The sequence below is a fragment of the Castellaniella sp. WN genome, assembly GCF_054457555.1.
This window is the reverse complement of sequence record NZ_JBTKZC010000002.1, coordinates 516626-532515: the sequence shown is the minus strand read 5'-3', so window position 1 is coordinate 532515 and position 15890 is coordinate 516626. Positions and strand designations below refer to the sequence as shown.

The following is a 15890-nucleotide window of genomic DNA, read 5'->3' as shown; positions in this document are numbered from 1 at the left end:
GGCGGGCGCGTCAGCGCGCGACCAGCACGATCTTGCCGACTTGCTCGCCCGCATCCATCATCGCGTGGGCGCGCGCGGCCTGGGCCAGCGGGAAGGCCGCGTGGATCGAAGGCCGGACCATGCCGGATTCCAGCAGCGGCCAGACCCGTTCGCGCAGCGCCCGGGCGATGCGGGCCTTGAATTCCACGGGGCGCGCCCGCAGTGTCGAGCCCGTCACCGTCAGGCGGCGGCGCATCACCTGGCCGCAGTTCAGCGTCCCGCGCGCGCCGCCCAGCAGCGCGATCATCACCAGCCGGCCATCGTCGGCCAGGGCTTCGATGTTGCGTTCCAGGTAGCCGCCCGCGACCATGTCCAGGATCACGTCCACGCCGCGGCCGTTCGTCAGCGCCTTGATCTCCGCGACGAAGTCCTGCGCGCGGTAGTCGATGCCGCGCGCGCAGCCCAGCGCTTCGATGGCCCGCACGCGCTCGGTGCTGCCGGCGGTGGCGTAGACCGTGTGGCCGAAGGCGCGCGCCAGCGCGATGGCCGTCGTGCCGATGCCGCTGGCGCCGCCGTGGACCAGCAGGGTCTCGCCGGGCGCCAGCGCGCCTCGGTCGAAGACGTTGCTCCAGACCGTGAAATAGGTTTCCGGCAGCGCGGCGGCCTCGATCATGGACAGGCCGGCAGGCACGGGCAGGCACTGCACGGCGGGCGCGGCGCAGAATTGCGCGTAGCCGCCGCCGGCCACCAGGGCGCAGACGGCATCGCCCAGCTTGAATCCGGCCGATTCCGGTTCGCCGCCGACGATGCGTCCGGCCACTTCCAGGCCCGGCAGGTCGGACGCGCCGGCGGGGGGCGGGTAGCTGCCCTGGCGCTGGAAGACGTCGGGCCGGTTGACCCCGGCGGCTTCGACTTCGATCAGCACCTCGCCGGGGCCGGGAACGGGGACGGGGCGGTCCGTCGGTTGCAGGACTTCGGGGCCGCCCGGCGCAGTGATTTCAATGGCTTGCATGTGGCGCTCCTTTGGATGTGCAAGCGGCATTATGCGCTACACTCTCGATCTTCGATGTGGAAGCGTGCCAGAGCGGTTGAATGGACCGGTCTTGAAAACCGGCGATGGGGCGACCCATCCGTGAGTTCGAATCTCACCGCTTCCGCCAATCGCGTTCGGGCGGCCCCGTCGTCACCCGGGACAGGGCAGTCACGACATGGATCACTGCATCAAGGGCCGAAGCGTGCTGACGCCGGAAGACCGGGGCTGGACGCGCCGGGCCATCCACATCCTCGAAGCCGACGGCCGGCGTTCCGCCGACACGCATCTGGTGAAGCCGGATTTTCCGGGGCTGCGCGGCATCGACATCTATTTCAAGGACGAGAGCACGCACCCGACCGGCAGCCTCAAGCACCGCCTGGCGCGTTCCCTGTTCCTGTACGGCATCTGCAACGGCCGCATCCGCGAGAACACGCTCCTGGTCGAGGCCTCGTCCGGCTCGACGGCGGTGTCGGAAGCCTATTTCGCCCGCCTGCTGGGCCTGTCGTTCGTCGCCGTGATGACGCGTTCGACCAGCCAGCAGAAAATCGAGGCGATCGAACGGTTCGGCGGACGCTGCCATTTCGTGGAACACGCCCGGGAAGTCTACGGCGCGGCCCAGGCCATTGCCGACGAGGCGGGCGGCTACTACCTGGACCAGTTCACGCACGCCGAGCGCGCCACCGACTGGCGCGGCAACAACAACATCGCGGAAAGCATCTTCCGCCAGATGTCGGGCGAATTCCATGCCGTCCCCGAGTGGGTGGTCATGAGCGCCGGCACCGGAGGGACCTCCGCCACCCTCGGGCGCTTCATCCGCTACCGCAACCTGGACACCCGGCTCTGCGTGGTCGACGTCGAGGGCTCGGCCTTCTACGAGGCCTGGCAGAGCGGCGACGTGAACATCACGGCGGCGGGTTCGCGCATCGAAGGGATCGGGCGTCCGCGCGTCGAGCCTTCCTTCATCCCGACCGTCATCGACGAGATGATCCGCGTTCCCGACGAAGCCTCGATCGCAGCCGCGCACGTGTTGTCCGACCGGCTGTTCCGCCGCGTCGGCGGATCGACGGGGACGAATTTCATGGGCGTGCTTTGCATGGCGTCGCTCATGCGGCGGCAGGGGCGGACAGGATCCCTGGTCACCCTGATCTGCGACAGCGGCGACCGGTACGCCACGAGCTATTATGATGAAGCCTGGCTGCGATCGCAGCGACTGGACATCGGCGGATGGCGCAAGCGGATCGAGCATTTCCTGGACACTGGAGAGGGAAGCCTCTTGTGAGTCGGCGATCGGCGGCCGCCATCCTGGGGCTGCTGCTGGGGGGACTGTCGCCGGGACTCGCTCCGGCCGCACAGGCCGTGAACTGTGACGGCGCCCGTTCCCTGCGCCTGAACGAACCCGTCGTCGTCAGTCCCGAGGAACTGGCCGAGTTCCACGCCTTGCCTCCCCTGCGCATGCTGGTCCTGGACGCGCCGCCCATGGTGCGCCGCGACGTGGGCCGGGGCGTCTATTCAGGTATCGGCATCGATGTCTGGTGCTTCATCGCCAGTCGGCTCGGGCTGCGCTATGGTATCGAGCCGGAGCGGGGCCGGACCGTGGCGGAGCGGATCGGCCTGATCCAGACGGGCGGCGCCGACGTCCTGATGCCATTGAGCCAGCGGCCGGACCGCGCGCAGCACGGCCTGTTCACCCGGCCTTATTACGAAAGCCGCTATGCCGTCATCGCCCGCAAGGGGTGGCAGCCGCCGATCTACCGGATGGGCGACCTGGCACGCTATCGTGTCGGCGTCGTGCATGGCGCCGCGTTCGAGCCCATCCTCCGGGATCTCGTCCCGGCGGGACAGTTGCGGATCTACGACCAGACCTCCAGCGACGGCCTGTTCCAGGCCCTGCGTGATGGCGAGATCGATGTGGCCGTGTTCAACAAGAGCATCTTCACGGAAAAGCGCTACAGCCACGAATATTTCGACCTGGAGATCGTCCTGGCCCTGCAGGAATATCCGCGCGCCTACCGGTTCTACTTCAGCGATACCCCGGAGCATCGGCGCCTGGTGCCGGTGTTCGATCGCTATCTCGCGGCGATGGACTTGTCGGAGTCCATCGCGCGGCATGAAGAGGGCGAGGGCCAGCTCATCGAGCGCTATGTGGCCCAGCGCAGCCAGCGGGTCCTGCTGCAGATCGCCGGGGGCGTCGCCGCGCTCCTGGCCCTGGCGTCCTTCCTGACTCTGCGCCGCTACCGCCGGCTGTCCCGTCTGCTGGCCGAGCGCAACCAGCACATCCTGCGACAGCGGGAGGCCCTGCAGGCCGCCAATCTGGAACTGGAAAAGCAGAGCCAGACCGACGGCCTGACCCATCTGGCCAATCGCCGCCATTTCGACCAGACGCTGGCGCGCGAGCATGCGCGTTGGCGGCGCATGGGATCTCCCCTGAGCCTGATGATGCTGGATGTGGATCATTTCAAGAGCGTCAACGACCACTTCGGCCATCAGACCGGTGATGATTACCTGCGCGCCATCGCCCGGGCGCTGCGCGACAATGCGGTCCGGCCCGCCGACCTGCTGGCGCGCTACGGCGGCGAGGAGTTCGCCTGCCTGCTGCCCGATACCGGTTCCGAGGCCGCATGGGCCGTTGCCGAGCGCATCCGCGAGGCGGTGGCGCGGCTCGCGCTGCCGAATCCCCGGGCGGGCGTCCCCCATGTGACCGTGAGCATCGGCGTCGCCACCCTGGAAGGCGGGCGCGCCGGCGTGCGGGAGCTCCTGGCCGGCGCGGATGCGCAGCTGTACGCCGCCAAGCGCGCCGGGCGGGATCGGGTTCGCGCCGTGGTGCTGGGTTGACGGGCGGGCAGGCAAGGTCTCTTTCACCGCCGGGCCGCCCTGCCTTATTCTGTACAATGCCGCATCACATCACGCCCGAGTGGTGAAATCGGTAGACACAAGGGACTTAAAATCCCTCGCCGCAAGGCGTGCCGGTTCGATTCCGGCCTCGGGCACCAACAGCAAGGCCACCTCGCTTCGAGGTGGCCTTTTTAGTTGTGAAGAATTGCCATGCGAGCGCGTCGGGCGCTCGACATGATGACTATCGACATCAGATCTTCCGCCATGGAAGTTTTCCATGATAAGATAGTAACAAATCACTTACTTCATGGAGTCCGAGCAGTGAGCGAACGTCCTCAATATCTGCCCGCTGAAGAGCGGCGCGCGGCCACAGTGCAAGCCGTGGTGGACCTGGCAGCGGAGCAAAACCCGGCCGAGATCACGACGACGGCCATTGCTGATCGAATGGGTTTGACGCAGGGCGCGCTGTTTCGCCACTTCCCCACCAAGGACGCGATCCTGGAGGCAACGATGACCTGGGTCGGTGAGCGTCTGCTGGTGCGCGTGGACAAGGCGGCCGAAGGCGCCGCGTCCCCTGCCGCGGCGCTCGAAGCCATGTTCATGACGCACATCGACTTCGTGGCCAAGCATCCCGGCGTGCCGCGCATGCTGTTCGGAGAACTGCAGCGCTCCGGCGAAACGCTCGCCAAGCGGATGGTGCAGACCTTGCTCCGTCAATACGGACAGCGCCTGCGCCGCCTCATGGAAACAGGCAAGGCGCAGGGCGAATTGGATGCGGATCTGGACGTGGACGCCGCTGCCGTGTTGTTCATCGGCACGATCCAGGGACTGGTCATGCAGTCGCTGCTGGCCGGCGAGGTCGATCGCATCCGCCGTGACGCGCCAGCCGTGTTCGCCATCTATTTCCGTGGCATCGAGCGCATCCGATGAAACACCTCCCGGCGCGCGCGCGACGAGACCACCGTGAAGACCCGGGTATTTCCCCGATCAGGAAAAAGCCATGAAGATGACCACCACGCATCCGCGACGCGACACCTGGAACCGGCTGGCCTCCCTGTTCGCCATCGGTTTTGGCCTGCTGACTCTTCGGGAGGGCGGCGCAGTTCTGTTCATCGACGGCGCGGCGCGCCAGGCCGCCGGCCACTACGTGCCTTTCGTGCTTTGGTTCAATTTCCTGGCCGGGTTCGCCTATATCGTCGCTGGCGTCGGCTTGTGGATGCATCGGCGCTGGGCCGTGTGGCTGGCGATCGCCATCGCGATGACGACCGCGCTCGTGTTCCTGGCTTTCGGAGTGCATGTGGTTCTGGGTGGCGCCTGGGAGCGGCGCACCGTGGCCGCCATGACGCTGCGCACGCTGGTGTGGGCTGGCATGGCGGCCGTGGCCTGGCGCCGGTCAGCGGTGAATGCGCCGGCCGCACGCGGGCACTGAGCGCCTCTAGCGGAAACCCCCTCCATGAAAACTCCAAACCTCCCCACCAGGAAAATCCGTTGGGTCGTCATCGCCGCCGCCGTGCTCGCTCTCGCCGGCGTGCTGGCGTTCCAGCTATCGCGCGGCCCTGGCAAGGAAGATTCATTGCGCCTCTACGGCAACGTCGACATCCGCGAAGTTCAACTGGCCTTCCGCCAGCCCGGGCGTGTCGTGCAAATGGCTTTCGATGAGGGCGATGCCGTTCACGCCGGTGAACGCATGGCCGCGCTTGATGCGCAACCCTATCGGGAGGCGCTTGCGGCGGCGCAGGCCCAGGCCCGGGTGGCGCAGGCGGAACTGGCCAAGCTGCGCCGCGGCCTGCGACCGCAGGAAATCACCCAGGCGCGCGAAGCCCTCAGGCAGGCCCAGGCGCTCGCCACCGAGACCGAGCGCAATTTCCAGCGCCAGAGTGGCCTGCTGGCATCGGGTGCCAGCAGCCAGCGCACGGTCGATGCCGCCCGCACGGCACGCGACCAGGCGGCCGCTGGCGTCGAAGCGGCCAAGGCGGCCCTGTCGCAGGCATCCGAAGGTTTTCGCAAGGAAGACATCGACGCGGCGGAGGCTCGCCTTGCGGTCGCGCAGGCCGCCGTGGCGCAAGCCACTACCGCCCTGGCGGATGCCGAATTGATGGCGCCCAGCAGCGGAACCGTCATTGCACGGGTGCGTGAGCCCGGCAGCATGGTTGCAAGCCAGAGCACGGTCTACAGCCTGAGCCTGGACAAGCCGGTTTACGTGCGCGCCTACGTGGGCGAGCCGGACTTGGGGCGTATCGCGCCCGGTACTGTGGTGCGCGTCAAAAGCGATTCATCAGAGAAGGTCTATCGCGGCCAGATCGGCTTCATCTCGCCGCGCGCCGAGTTCACCCCCAAGACGGTGGAGACGACGGATTTGCGCACGGATCTGGTGTACCGCCTGCGCATCGTCATCGACGAAGCCGACAGCGACGGTGCCTTGCGCCAGGGCATGCCGGTGACGATCGAGGTCGAGGCGAACGCCGGTACCGGTATCCCGGCGGGGGAGCGTTGAAATGCGGGCAGGCCCCGTCATCGCCGCCGCGCCCGCTGGCGCGGGCGAAAAAGACGCCGCCGTCGTCATCGAGGGCATGGGCAAGCATTTCGGCGACGTCAAAGCCCTGCGAGGCTTGAGCGCGCGCATCCACTATGGGCGGCTGACGGGTCTGGTCGGCCCCGACGGCGCCGGCAAGACGACGTTGATGCGGATTCTGACCGGCCTCCTGGTGCCGGACGCCGGCCACGTCACCTTGGCCGGCCATGACGTGGTCAGGGACAACGACGCCATTCACGTCGCCAGCGGCTACATGCCGCAGCGCTTTGGCCTGTACGAAGACCTGTCGGTGATGGAGAACATGCGCCTGTACGCGCGGTTGCGCGGCATGGATGCGGACCGCAACGCCGATCTGTTTGCCGAACTGCTCGATTTCACGCGGCTCGGGCCCTTCACCAAACGGCTGGCCGGGAAGCTCTCCGGTGGCATGAAGCAGAAGCTGGGCCTGGCCTGTGCGCTCATGGCGCGGCCCAAGGTGCTGCTGCTGGACGAGCCGGGCGTGGGCGTCGACCCGGTCAGCCGCCAGGATTTGTGGCGCATGGTGCAGGCGCTGACCGACGAGGGCATGGCCGTGGTCTGGTCCACCGCCTATCTCGACGAAGCCGAACGCTGCGAGAGCGTACTGTTGCTGAACCAGGGACAGCTCCTGTTCGATGGTCCGCCGCAAGCACTGACCGCGCGGCTCGAAGGCCGCAGTTTCCGTCTGGAAGACGTCGGTGCCGAGCGCCGGGCGGTCCTGACCCAAGCACTCGACCTGCCCAGCGTGAGCGATGGCGTGATTCAGGGTGCCGGCGTGCGCGTGGTGTTGCGCGAGGGCGCGGACAGGGGGCAGGTCCAGGCCCTGTCCGATCAGGTGCGGGCGCGGCTGGCGCAGGTGCCTGCGCGCTTCGAAGACGCCTTCATCGATCTGCTCGGTGGCGGCCCCGGCGGCACATCGATACTGGCCGAGCGCCTGCCGCCGGTTGAGCGGGGTTTCGACATTGCCGTGTCGTGCCGCGGCCTCACCAAGCGTTTCGGCGAGTTCACCGCCACCGACAACGTCAGCTTCGAGGTGCAAAAGGGCGAAATCTTCGGCCTGCTCGGCCCCAACGGCGCCGGCAAGTCCACCACTTTCAAGATGTTGTGCGGCCTGTTGAAACCCACTGCCGGCGAAGCGCATGTGGTGGGCCATGATCTGCGCCGCGCCACCGGCGCAGCCAAGAGCCGGCTCGGCTACATGGCGCAGAAGTTTTCGCTCTACGGCCTGCTCTCGGTGCGGCAGAACCTGGAATTCTCGGCCGGCGTCTACGGACTGGAAGGCACCACCCGGCGCGAGCGCATCGCCGAGATGATCGAAACCTTCGGTCTGGGGGACTGGCTGTCCGTCTCGCCCGATTCCCTGCCGCTGGGGCACAAGCAGCGCCTGGCATTGGCCTGTTCGCTCATGCACAGGCCCCCGGTGCTGTTTCTGGATGAGCCCACTTCAGGGGTGGATCCCATCACCCGACGCGAATTCTGGACCCATATCAACGGTCTGGCCCGCAAGGGCGTGACCATCATGGTCACCACCCATTTCATGGACGAGGCCGAATACTGCGACCGCGTGGCCATGCTCTCGCGTGCGCAACTGATTGCGCTGGATACGCCCGATGCGCTCAAACGTTCGGCGATCGGTCCCGAACGGCCCGACCCGACGATGGAGGACGCCTTCATTCACCTGGTGGAGTCGGCGGACCGCGAGATGGAGGCCGCCCCATGACCGGCCCTGCGAAGCACAAAGGCGGTAGCGGATCACTGCGGACCGACTTGCGTCATTTTGAGCCGCGGCGCCTGATTGCCCTGGTCGTCAAGGAAAGCCACCAGGCGCTGCGCGATCCTTCGACGTTGCTGATCGCGTTCGTGCTGCCGGTGATATTGCTGCTGCTGTTCGCTTATGCGGTGTCGCTGGATGCGAAGGAGGTCCGTGTCGGCGTGGTTCTGGAGTCGCCCGGCGCATCGGCGCAGTCGCTGGCCGCGGCGTTTTCGGGCACCCGCTTCCTGAATACGCACTTCGCCCATGACCGGCGCGAAGTGGCCGACCAACTGGTCTCCGGCGACCTGCGCGGCTACGTGGTGATTCCGCAGGATTTCGAGCGGCGTCTGGCCCGGCGTGGCAGCGAACCGCTGGTGCAGATCGTCACCGACGGTTCCTACCCCAATACCGCCAACTACGTCGAAAACTACGCTCGCGGCGTGGTCCAGTCCTGGCGCGCCGGTCTGGATGTCGCGGCGCCCGCGCAGGCCGTCGTGCTGGAACCACGCTACTGGTTCAACCCCGAGCTGGAAAGCCGCCGCGCGCTGATCCCCGGTGCCATCGCCATCGTCATGACCATCATCGGCACCATGCTGACCGCGCTGGTGGTGGCGCGCGAATGGGAGCGCGGCACGATGGAGGCCGTGCTGTCCACACCCGCTTCGGTGGCCGAAATCCTGATCGGAAAGCTGCTGCCGTATTTCGTGCTCGGCATGCTGTCCACGCTGGGCGCGGCGGCGCTGGCGGTGTTCGTGTTCGGCGTCCCGATGCGGGGCTCCTTGCCGGTCCTGTTGCTCCTGTCGGCGGTGTTCATGGTGCCGGCCCTGGGCCAGGGCCTGCTGATTTCCTCGCTGGCGCGCAACCAGTTCCTGGCCGCGCAGATCGCGCTGTTCACGGGCTTTCTGCCGGCTTTCATGCTGTCGGGCTTTCTGTATGAGATCGACGCCATGCCCGCGCCGATCCGGGTCATCACCCGGCTGGTTCCGGCGCGTTACTTCGTCGATTCGCTGAAGACGGTGTTCCTGGCCGGCGACATATGGGCCGTGTTCCTGCCCAACCTGGCGGCCATGGCGGCGATCGGAGCGCTGTTCTTCATGATCGCCAAGCGCGCCACGCGCAAGAACCTGGAGTAAGACCGTGTCGGGCTCCGCATTCTCATTCACCCGCCTGCGCGCCCAGTTCGTCAAGGAAGTGCTCAGCGTCCTGCGCGACCCGCGCAGCCGCATGGTGGTGTTCGTGCCGCCGATCCTGCAGTTGCTGGTGTTCGCCTTCGCCGCGACGCTGGAAGTGCGCAACGTCGATATCGCCGTCTACAACCAGGATGCGGGGCGCTGGTCGCACGAACTGGTCCAGCGTCTGGACAGCGCCCGCTTCATCACCCACGTCCGGCATGTCGACAGCCAGCGGCGGCTGCATGAACTGATCGACCGTGGCGAAGTGATCGCCGCGCTCGCCATCCCGGTGGATTTCTCACGCTCCATCGCCGCCGGAGAAAGTGGCCGCGCGCAGGTGCTGGTCGATGGCCGGCGCAGCAATTCGGGGCAGATCACCGTGGCCTATCTGTCCACCATCGCCGCCGATGTCGGCGCCGAGGTCGTGCCCGACGCACAAGCGCCAACGCCCGTGGTCGTGCGCCACGGGTTCAACCCGAATCTGGTCTACCGCTGGTTCATCGTGCCCGGGCTGACGGGCATCCTGGCGCTGTTCAGCGCGCTGCTCATCACCTCGCTGTCGATCGCGCGCGAACGCGAGCTCGGCACCTTCGACCAGTTGCTGGTGTCGCCCACCTCGACGCCCGAGATCATCATTTCCAAATCACTGCCGGCACTCGCAATTGGCATCGTGCTGGGCCTGTTCATGATCGGCGTGGGCGTATTCCTGTTCGGCATTCCGTTTACCGGCTCGTTTGCGCTCCTGCTCGCCAGCCTGGCGCTGTTCATTCTGTCGGTGGTCGGCATCGGTCTGATGATTTCCGCGGTCAGCATGACGCAGCAGCAGGCCATCCTGGGGGCGTTCGCCATCGGCGTGCCGGCGGTGCTGATGTCCGGCTTTGCGACGCCTGTGGAAAACATGCCCGTCGCCCTGCAATGGCTGGCGCAGGCCATTCCGCTGACTCACTTCCTCATCATCGTCGAAGGCAGCTTTCTCAAGGCCATGCCGCCCGGCGACATCCTCGCCAGCCTGTGGCCGCTGGCGGTCATCACCCTCGCCACGCTGACGATGGCCACCCTGTTCGTCCGAGGACGCCTGCAATGAAATCCAAGACTCGCGCTCCCTTGTTTCGCGCAATCGCCGCCGGCCTGGCCCCTGGGCGCGCGCGTCCGCTCGCGCTGACCTTGTCCTGCGTGCTGCTGACTGCCTGCGCAACTGTAGGCCCCGACTACCGCGAGCCACCGCCGGTCGACGTCGGCAGCGGTTGGACCTTGCCGCTGGCAAGCGAATCCCGGTCCGCGGACTTGAGCCAATGGTGGTCCGCACTGGACGATCCGGTCCTCGATCGCCTGATGGCCACGGCGCTGGCGCGGAACCTGGATCTGCGCCAGGCTGTGGCACGCATCGATGAGGCACGCGCCCTGCGCGATCGTGTGGCCGGCGAGGCATTGCCCATCGCGAACGCCGGCGCGAGTGTCGACCGGCGCCGCCAAAGCGAGAACGGCGCCTTGCCCGTCGGCTCCATTCCCGGTCTTGACGCTACGCAGACCATTTACGATGCGGGTTTCGATGCGGCCTGGGAGGCAGACTTGTTCGGAGCCAGGCGGCGCGCCCTTGAAGGCGCCAGCGCCCGCCTGCGGGCGACCGAAGCCGAGGCGCAGGGCGTGCGCATGCGCATCGTTGCCGAGGTCGCGCGCACCTGGTTCACCGCTGTCGGCGCCCGCGACGAATTGCACGCACAACAGGCCACGCTGGACACGCTGCGGCAGACCCTGGAATTGGCGCGCCTGCGGCATGCGCGGGGCGATGCGTCGGCCGCCGACGTGGAAGCGGTGTACGCCCAATGGGCGGCGGTCAACGCGCTCATCCCGGATATCCAGGCGCGGCAGCGCGCCGCGGTGCTCAGCCTGGGCGTGCTGCTGGGCGCACCGCCGGAGCGGGAGCTGGCATTGCTCGATGGCCCCTCGACGCCGGGCACGCTGCGGGCGCTGCCGGTGGGGGAGCGTGCCGATCTGCTGCGCCGGCGCCCTGACGTGCTGGCCGCGGAACGGCGTCTGGCCGCGAGTTCCGCCGACATCGGCGTGGCCACGGCCGAGTTGTTCCCCAAGCTCTCCATCGGTGTCGGCGGCGGGTTCCAGGCGCTCAGCGCAGGCAATTGGTTTGATGCCTCCAGTTCGCGCTTTTCCATCCTGCCGTTGATTTCCTGGCGTTTGTTCGACGGTGGCCGCGTTCGCGCCGAGATTCGGGCACGCGAGGCGGCCGAGCGGAAGGCCGCACTGGCCTACGAGCAGGCCGTGCTGACGGCGCTGGGAGACGCCGAGCGCGCGCTGGGCGACTACCACGGCGGGCTGGACACACTGGAGCGTCGCGGCATGGCACTGGGTGCCGCGCGCACAAGCTATGGCCATGCCAGGGCGCGCTACGCGGCGGGCGATATTGCATTGGTCGAACTGCTGGCCGCCGAGCGCGGCCTGCATGAGGCTGAAACCGCAGCCGCGCGGGCACACACCAACGCGGCCGTGCAATTGGTGGCGCTGTACAAGGCCCTTGGTGGTGGCTGGGACGCACCCACGGCGGCATCGGCCTCAACCCATCCGCCCCGGAGCGCCGCCGCTCCAGTCGCGTTTCCGGGTCCATGACTCGACGCGAGGAGAACACCGGCGTCCGGGCCATTGGATCAAGGGCCTGATCGACTCCTTCGTGGAATCCGCCGCCAAGGGCGACGAGCGGACCTCGCGCGCGGGCGCCCCGGTGCGGGACATCGTCGGCGGCATCAACCGTGTCGCCGACATCATGGGGCGAGATCGGCGCGGCCAGCCGAAACTTTATGCGCACAATGATACAGGATGAGGCGTCTTCGCCGCCAGAATGTCAAGTATTATCAATTTTTGCCGGCGCGCATTTTTTGCCTATCTTTCGTTCTCGAATTGTCTATTAGTGTAACTCCCCTTGTTGAAATAATAATACTTAAGTTTGGTACATCGCCGAGATAGAGTCACCGCCGCGCTCGAGGGTCTGGCCTTGATGTGCGGCGTATCGCGTCCGGCATATCGGGAATTGTTTCCATATGGCGGACGGATTTAGGCAAGGGAGTGATGGTTGCATATTCCGGCTGAGCCCATAATTTTTGATACACAGAATGTCGCGCCTTCCGACCGATTCCGGTTCTGGTGCGATTTCATTTCGCGGCGCTTGCTGGCGCTGGACATGCGGTCGGCCAGTCAGTCCGACTATACAGGGCACATCGAGGTTCACGGGCTGGAGAATGCGTGCATGATATTTGCGCGCGGCGACAGCTGCTGTTCCATCAGAGGACGAAAAGAGATCGCCCTCAGTTCCGAATATTCGCCGGATTGGCTGTTGATGCGGATTAATGCGACTGCCCATATCGCGCATTGCGAGCGGGAGTCCCACCTGCAGGCGGGGGATCTGATCCTGATCGATGCCAGCCGGCCTTATGAGCGCGCCGATTCGCCCATCGATTGCACTGTCCTGGCCATGCCCGATGCCTTGCTGAGCGGCTGGAAAGAGGTCTTCGTCGATTGCGCGGGACATCGCTTTTCGTGCGGGCAGGGCTGGGCGAAGCTGCTGTCGGCCCATCTCGCCGGAGTCACCCCTGAACTGATGAATTCCATCGGCAGGCATGCGGCGATGAAATCGATATTCACGAAAAACCTGGTGTGCATGCTGGTCCAGATGCTGCTGCATGAGTCCCCGGGCGTGACTGGCGAGAAACAGGAGGGCATGTGCTCCGAGCGGGCGCGCAACAGCCTGTATAACCTCATGTTGCTGTGGATACAAGAACATCATGATGATCCTCTGGTGACCGCGGAACATCTGGCCCGGGCTTTCGGTGTGTCTTTGCGGCAGGTGCACAAGCTTTTTGCCACCTATTCAAAAGGGCGCGGATTTCTGGCCCATCTTCAGGCCGCTCGTTTCGAACATGTGGCCCGGCTATTGAGCAGCGAAGCCGATGCCGGCACTTCGATCGCGGATATTTCCTGGCGCTGCGGTTTTGCCGACGTCAGTTCCTTCGGCCGCCTGTTCAAGCGCCATTACGGCATGACGCCGGGCGCCTATCGCTGCATGCGGCTCAAGACGGGATCTGGTCCTTCAAATCGGCAATAGGATGTCGCGGCGATTCCCCCGGGAATCTCTGAACAAGCCCTCGCGCCGCATGCATCCGCATGCGTAGTTTGTCCACCTCATCGCTTGCAAGCGGTTCGGATTCGTCAGACACATTGCAGTCCCCGCGGACTGCAATGTGTCCGGACTTCTCCTCGCCATGGCACCGGCTATGGCTGCGGTGCGCGCCTTGCATCCAACCCGAATCCGCAGCGCCTGCTTGCCGCTCGATTTATTCAGAGGTTCTCCAGGCGGTCGAATATCAAACATCGTCAATTTTCCCCGGGCTGCGTTTTTTGCAACGCCAGTGTGCGGGAATTGCCTATTTGGGTAACGCCCATTACCAAAATAATAACGCTCCCATTGTCATGGTTTCAGATGTAAGTGTCTGGCGAGTGAATAGGCGCGAATTGAAAGCCGCAGTCGGATTCAGAGAATTTCTTTAGTCGCAATACGAGCGAGGGGAACAGGGTCATAGTATGAACAAGATATACAGCAAGGTGTGGAGCAAGGCGCGCGGCCAGATGATCGTGGCTTCAGAATTGGCCAGCACCGCAGGCGGCGGTGTGCGCACCGGTACCGTGAGCGGCGCCAAGGCGCTGTTCGGCGCGAGTTGCGCCATCGTCGCTCTGGCGGGCGCAAGCGCCGCTTACGCGGGCAGCGTGGTGGTGGGCGGCGGCACCACCACTGGCACTAGCCCTTACGACGCAACGGCGGGGGGCACCGACGCGATCGCCATCGGCACGGGTTCCGACGCCAGCGGTCAGGACGACGTCGCCATCGGGCGTGGCGCGAAGGCCTCCGGAAAAGGGGTGTTGGCACTGGGCACCGTAAGCCAGGCAAGTGCCGACTACGCCACGGCGATCGGCAACACCTCGTGGGCATCTGGCGCTAACTCCACCGCCATCGGTTACAAGGCTATCAGCAGTGGCACCGGATCGACGGTATTAGGCCACGGCAGCAATGCCACCGGGCTAGGTTCCACGGCGCTGGGCGCGTACACTGTTGCAACGGGGGACAGGGCCATCGCCATTGGCGGGGATGCCAGTGGCTTTTCGATCACACGTGCGCTCGGGGCGGACTCCATCTCCATGGGCAAGGCCGCGCAGGCACAGGCGACGGCGGATGCCTCCATCGCCATCGGCAGCGCCGCGACAACTTCGGCATCGAAGACGATCGCCATCGGCAACGCGGCGCAGGCCAGCAAAACGCAGGCCATCGCCATGGGCGACGGCGCGCAGGCCAGCGGTGACACTTCCTTCGCCGCCGGCGTGGGCGCGAAGGCGGAGGTGGAAGACGCGATCGTCATCGGCAACGGCGCGCGTGCCTTCGATGCGGCGGGCCCTGCGGGGGGCGCCACAGGGACTATCGCCATCGGCTCGGCGTCGGTGGCTGACCACGCGGGAACCACGGCCATGGGCCGCGCGGCGCAAGCGTTGAATGGCCAGGCCACGGCTATTGGTGCGGCGACATCAGCAAGTGGCCTGGGCGACACGGCCATCGGTTTTCAGTCCACCGTGACAGACGGCGGTGGCGTTGCATTGGGCTATAATGCAGGCGCAGCTGGCGGTAACGCGATCGCCATTGGCTTCAATACGAAAGCTTTAGATACTGGCGCCCTGGCGTCAGGCGCGGGGGCGAACGCGGGCGGCGTTGACAGCACCTCCATCGGCACCTACTCGGGCACGAATGGAAATGAAGCTGCCGTCGCGCTGGGCGCATACTCGCAGGCGGCGGCGGTGGTGGCCACGACCGACGTCACGATCAACGGCACGAAATACGACTTCGCGGGCGCGGCGCCGACCAGCACGGTCAGCGTCGGCAACGCGGGCTTCGAGCGCACCATCACCAACGTGGCGGCGGGTCGCATCAGCGACACATCCACCGATGCGGTCAACGGCTCGCAGCTCTACGCCGCCAACCAGGCGCTGGAAGACGGGTTGACGCACTATTACAGCGTCAACGATGGTGGCGGCGTGCCGGGCGGCAACTACGACAACGATGGCGCGACCGGGCTCAATGCCATCGCCGCCGGCGTGGATGCGACGGCCAGCGCCGCCAGCGACATCGCCATCGGCAAGGATGCGAAGGCCAGTGGTGTCGCCGATCTCAACGGGAACATCGGCAACGCGATTGCCATCGGCGGGAAGTCGGAGGCGCTCACCTACGATGCCATCGCGCTGGGCAGCAAGGCGAAAGCATATGGATCCGAGACGGTAGCTATCGGGCCCGGCGCGGTGTCCGGAAGCGCTAGCGATGCTAATGTCGTGAAGACCACCGCGGTCGGTTTTGGCGCAACGGCCAACGCTGGCTACGCGGTCGCGATGGGGTCGTCCGCCGCCGCCACCGGCTTCAGCTCGGTTGCCATCGGTAATTTCCCGCAGGTCTCGGGCACCGACTCGGTCGGGATCGGCACGTGGGCCAATGTATCGGCTCCTATAGATCAGGCCCATAAATAGATTGAA

At 66.1% G+C, this 15890-nt stretch carries 13 protein-coding genes and 2 tRNA genes; 14 read left to right on the top strand and 1 reads right to left on the bottom strand.

What is annotated here, in order from left to right; genetic code table 11:
• Positions 1-10: 10 nt before the first annotated feature.
• Positions 11-991 (bottom strand): NAD(P)H-quinone oxidoreductase, encoded by a 981-nt coding sequence (locus ACTPOE_RS16350; protein WP_458873278.1) that lies wholly within the window; start codon positions 989-991, stop codon positions 11-13.
• Positions 992-1049: 58 nt separating this feature from the next.
• Here ACTPOE_RS16350 and ACTPOE_RS16345 point away from each other — a divergent pair.
• The 14 genes from ACTPOE_RS16345 (at position 1050) to ACTPOE_RS16280 (ending at position 15884) form a co-directional block, all read left to right on the top strand.
• Positions 1050-1139, top strand: a tRNA-Ser gene (locus ACTPOE_RS16345).
• Positions 1140-1187: 48 nt separating this feature from the next.
• Positions 1188-2291, top strand: coding sequence for a PLP-dependent cysteine synthase family protein (locus tag ACTPOE_RS16340; protein ID WP_458873277.1), 1104 nt, complete (start codon positions 1188-1190; stop codon positions 2289-2291).
• On the top strand, positions 2288-3844 hold the full coding sequence (locus ACTPOE_RS16335) for a transporter substrate-binding domain-containing diguanylate cyclase (RefSeq protein WP_458873276.1): 1557 nt from the start codon (positions 2288-2290) through the stop codon (positions 3842-3844). Before ACTPOE_RS16340 ends, ACTPOE_RS16335 begins: the two co-directional genes overlap by 4 nt.
• 73 nt (positions 3845-3917) lie before the next feature.
• Positions 3918-4002: transfer RNA gene (locus ACTPOE_RS16330), tRNA-Leu, on the top strand.
• A gap of 163 nt (positions 4003-4165) precedes the next feature.
• Positions 4166-4774 carry a TetR/AcrR family transcriptional regulator gene (locus ACTPOE_RS16325; RefSeq protein ID WP_458873275.1) on the top strand — a complete coding sequence of 203 codons (609 nt, stop codon included), beginning with the start codon at positions 4166-4168 and terminating at the stop codon, positions 4772-4774.
• 70 nt (positions 4775-4844) lie between these two features.
• On the top strand, positions 4845-5273 hold the full coding sequence (locus ACTPOE_RS16320; RefSeq protein ID WP_458873274.1) for a hypothetical protein: 429 nt from the start codon (positions 4845-4847) through the stop codon (positions 5271-5273).
• 24 nt (positions 5274-5297) lie between these two features.
• On the top strand, positions 5298-6338 hold the full coding sequence (gene hlyD / locus ACTPOE_RS16315) for a secretion protein HlyD (RefSeq protein ID WP_458873273.1): 1041 nt from the start codon (positions 5298-5300) through the stop codon (positions 6336-6338).
• Between the two features lies 1 nt (position 6339).
• A complete protein-coding gene (locus ACTPOE_RS16310) occupies positions 6340-8115 on the top strand; it encodes an ATP-binding cassette domain-containing protein (RefSeq protein ID WP_458873272.1) in 1776 nt (591 codons plus the stop codon).
• A 47-nt stretch (positions 8116-8162) separates the two neighbouring features.
• On the top strand, positions 8163-9281 hold the full coding sequence (locus ACTPOE_RS16305; protein ID WP_458873271.1) for an ABC transporter permease: 1119 nt from the start codon (positions 8163-8165) through the stop codon (positions 9279-9281).
• A 4-nt stretch (positions 9282-9285) separates the two neighbouring features.
• Positions 9286-10404 carry an ABC transporter permease gene (locus ACTPOE_RS16300; protein ID WP_458873270.1) on the top strand — a complete coding sequence of 373 codons (1119 nt, stop codon included), beginning with the start codon at positions 9286-9288 and terminating at the stop codon, positions 10402-10404.
• Positions 10401-11939 carry an efflux transporter outer membrane subunit gene (locus ACTPOE_RS16295; RefSeq protein WP_458873269.1) on the top strand — a complete coding sequence of 513 codons (1539 nt, stop codon included), beginning with the start codon at positions 10401-10403 and terminating at the stop codon, positions 11937-11939. Before ACTPOE_RS16300 ends, ACTPOE_RS16295 begins: the two co-directional genes overlap by 4 nt.
• Before the next feature lie 61 nt (positions 11940-12000).
• Positions 12001-12150: a hypothetical protein gene (locus ACTPOE_RS16290; RefSeq protein WP_458873268.1), complete on the top strand. Its 150-nt coding sequence runs from the start codon at positions 12001-12003 to the stop codon at positions 12148-12150.
• A 249-nt stretch (positions 12151-12399) separates the two neighbouring features.
• Entirely contained in the window at positions 12400-13428 is a 1029-nt protein-coding gene (locus ACTPOE_RS16285; RefSeq protein WP_458873267.1) for a helix-turn-helix domain-containing protein, read from the top strand.
• 476 nt (positions 13429-13904) lie between these two features.
• Positions 13905-15884: an ESPR-type extended signal peptide-containing protein gene (locus tag ACTPOE_RS16280; protein WP_458873266.1), complete on the top strand. Its 1980-nt coding sequence runs from the start codon at positions 13905-13907 to the stop codon at positions 15882-15884.
• Positions 15885-15890 lie beyond the last annotated feature (6 nt).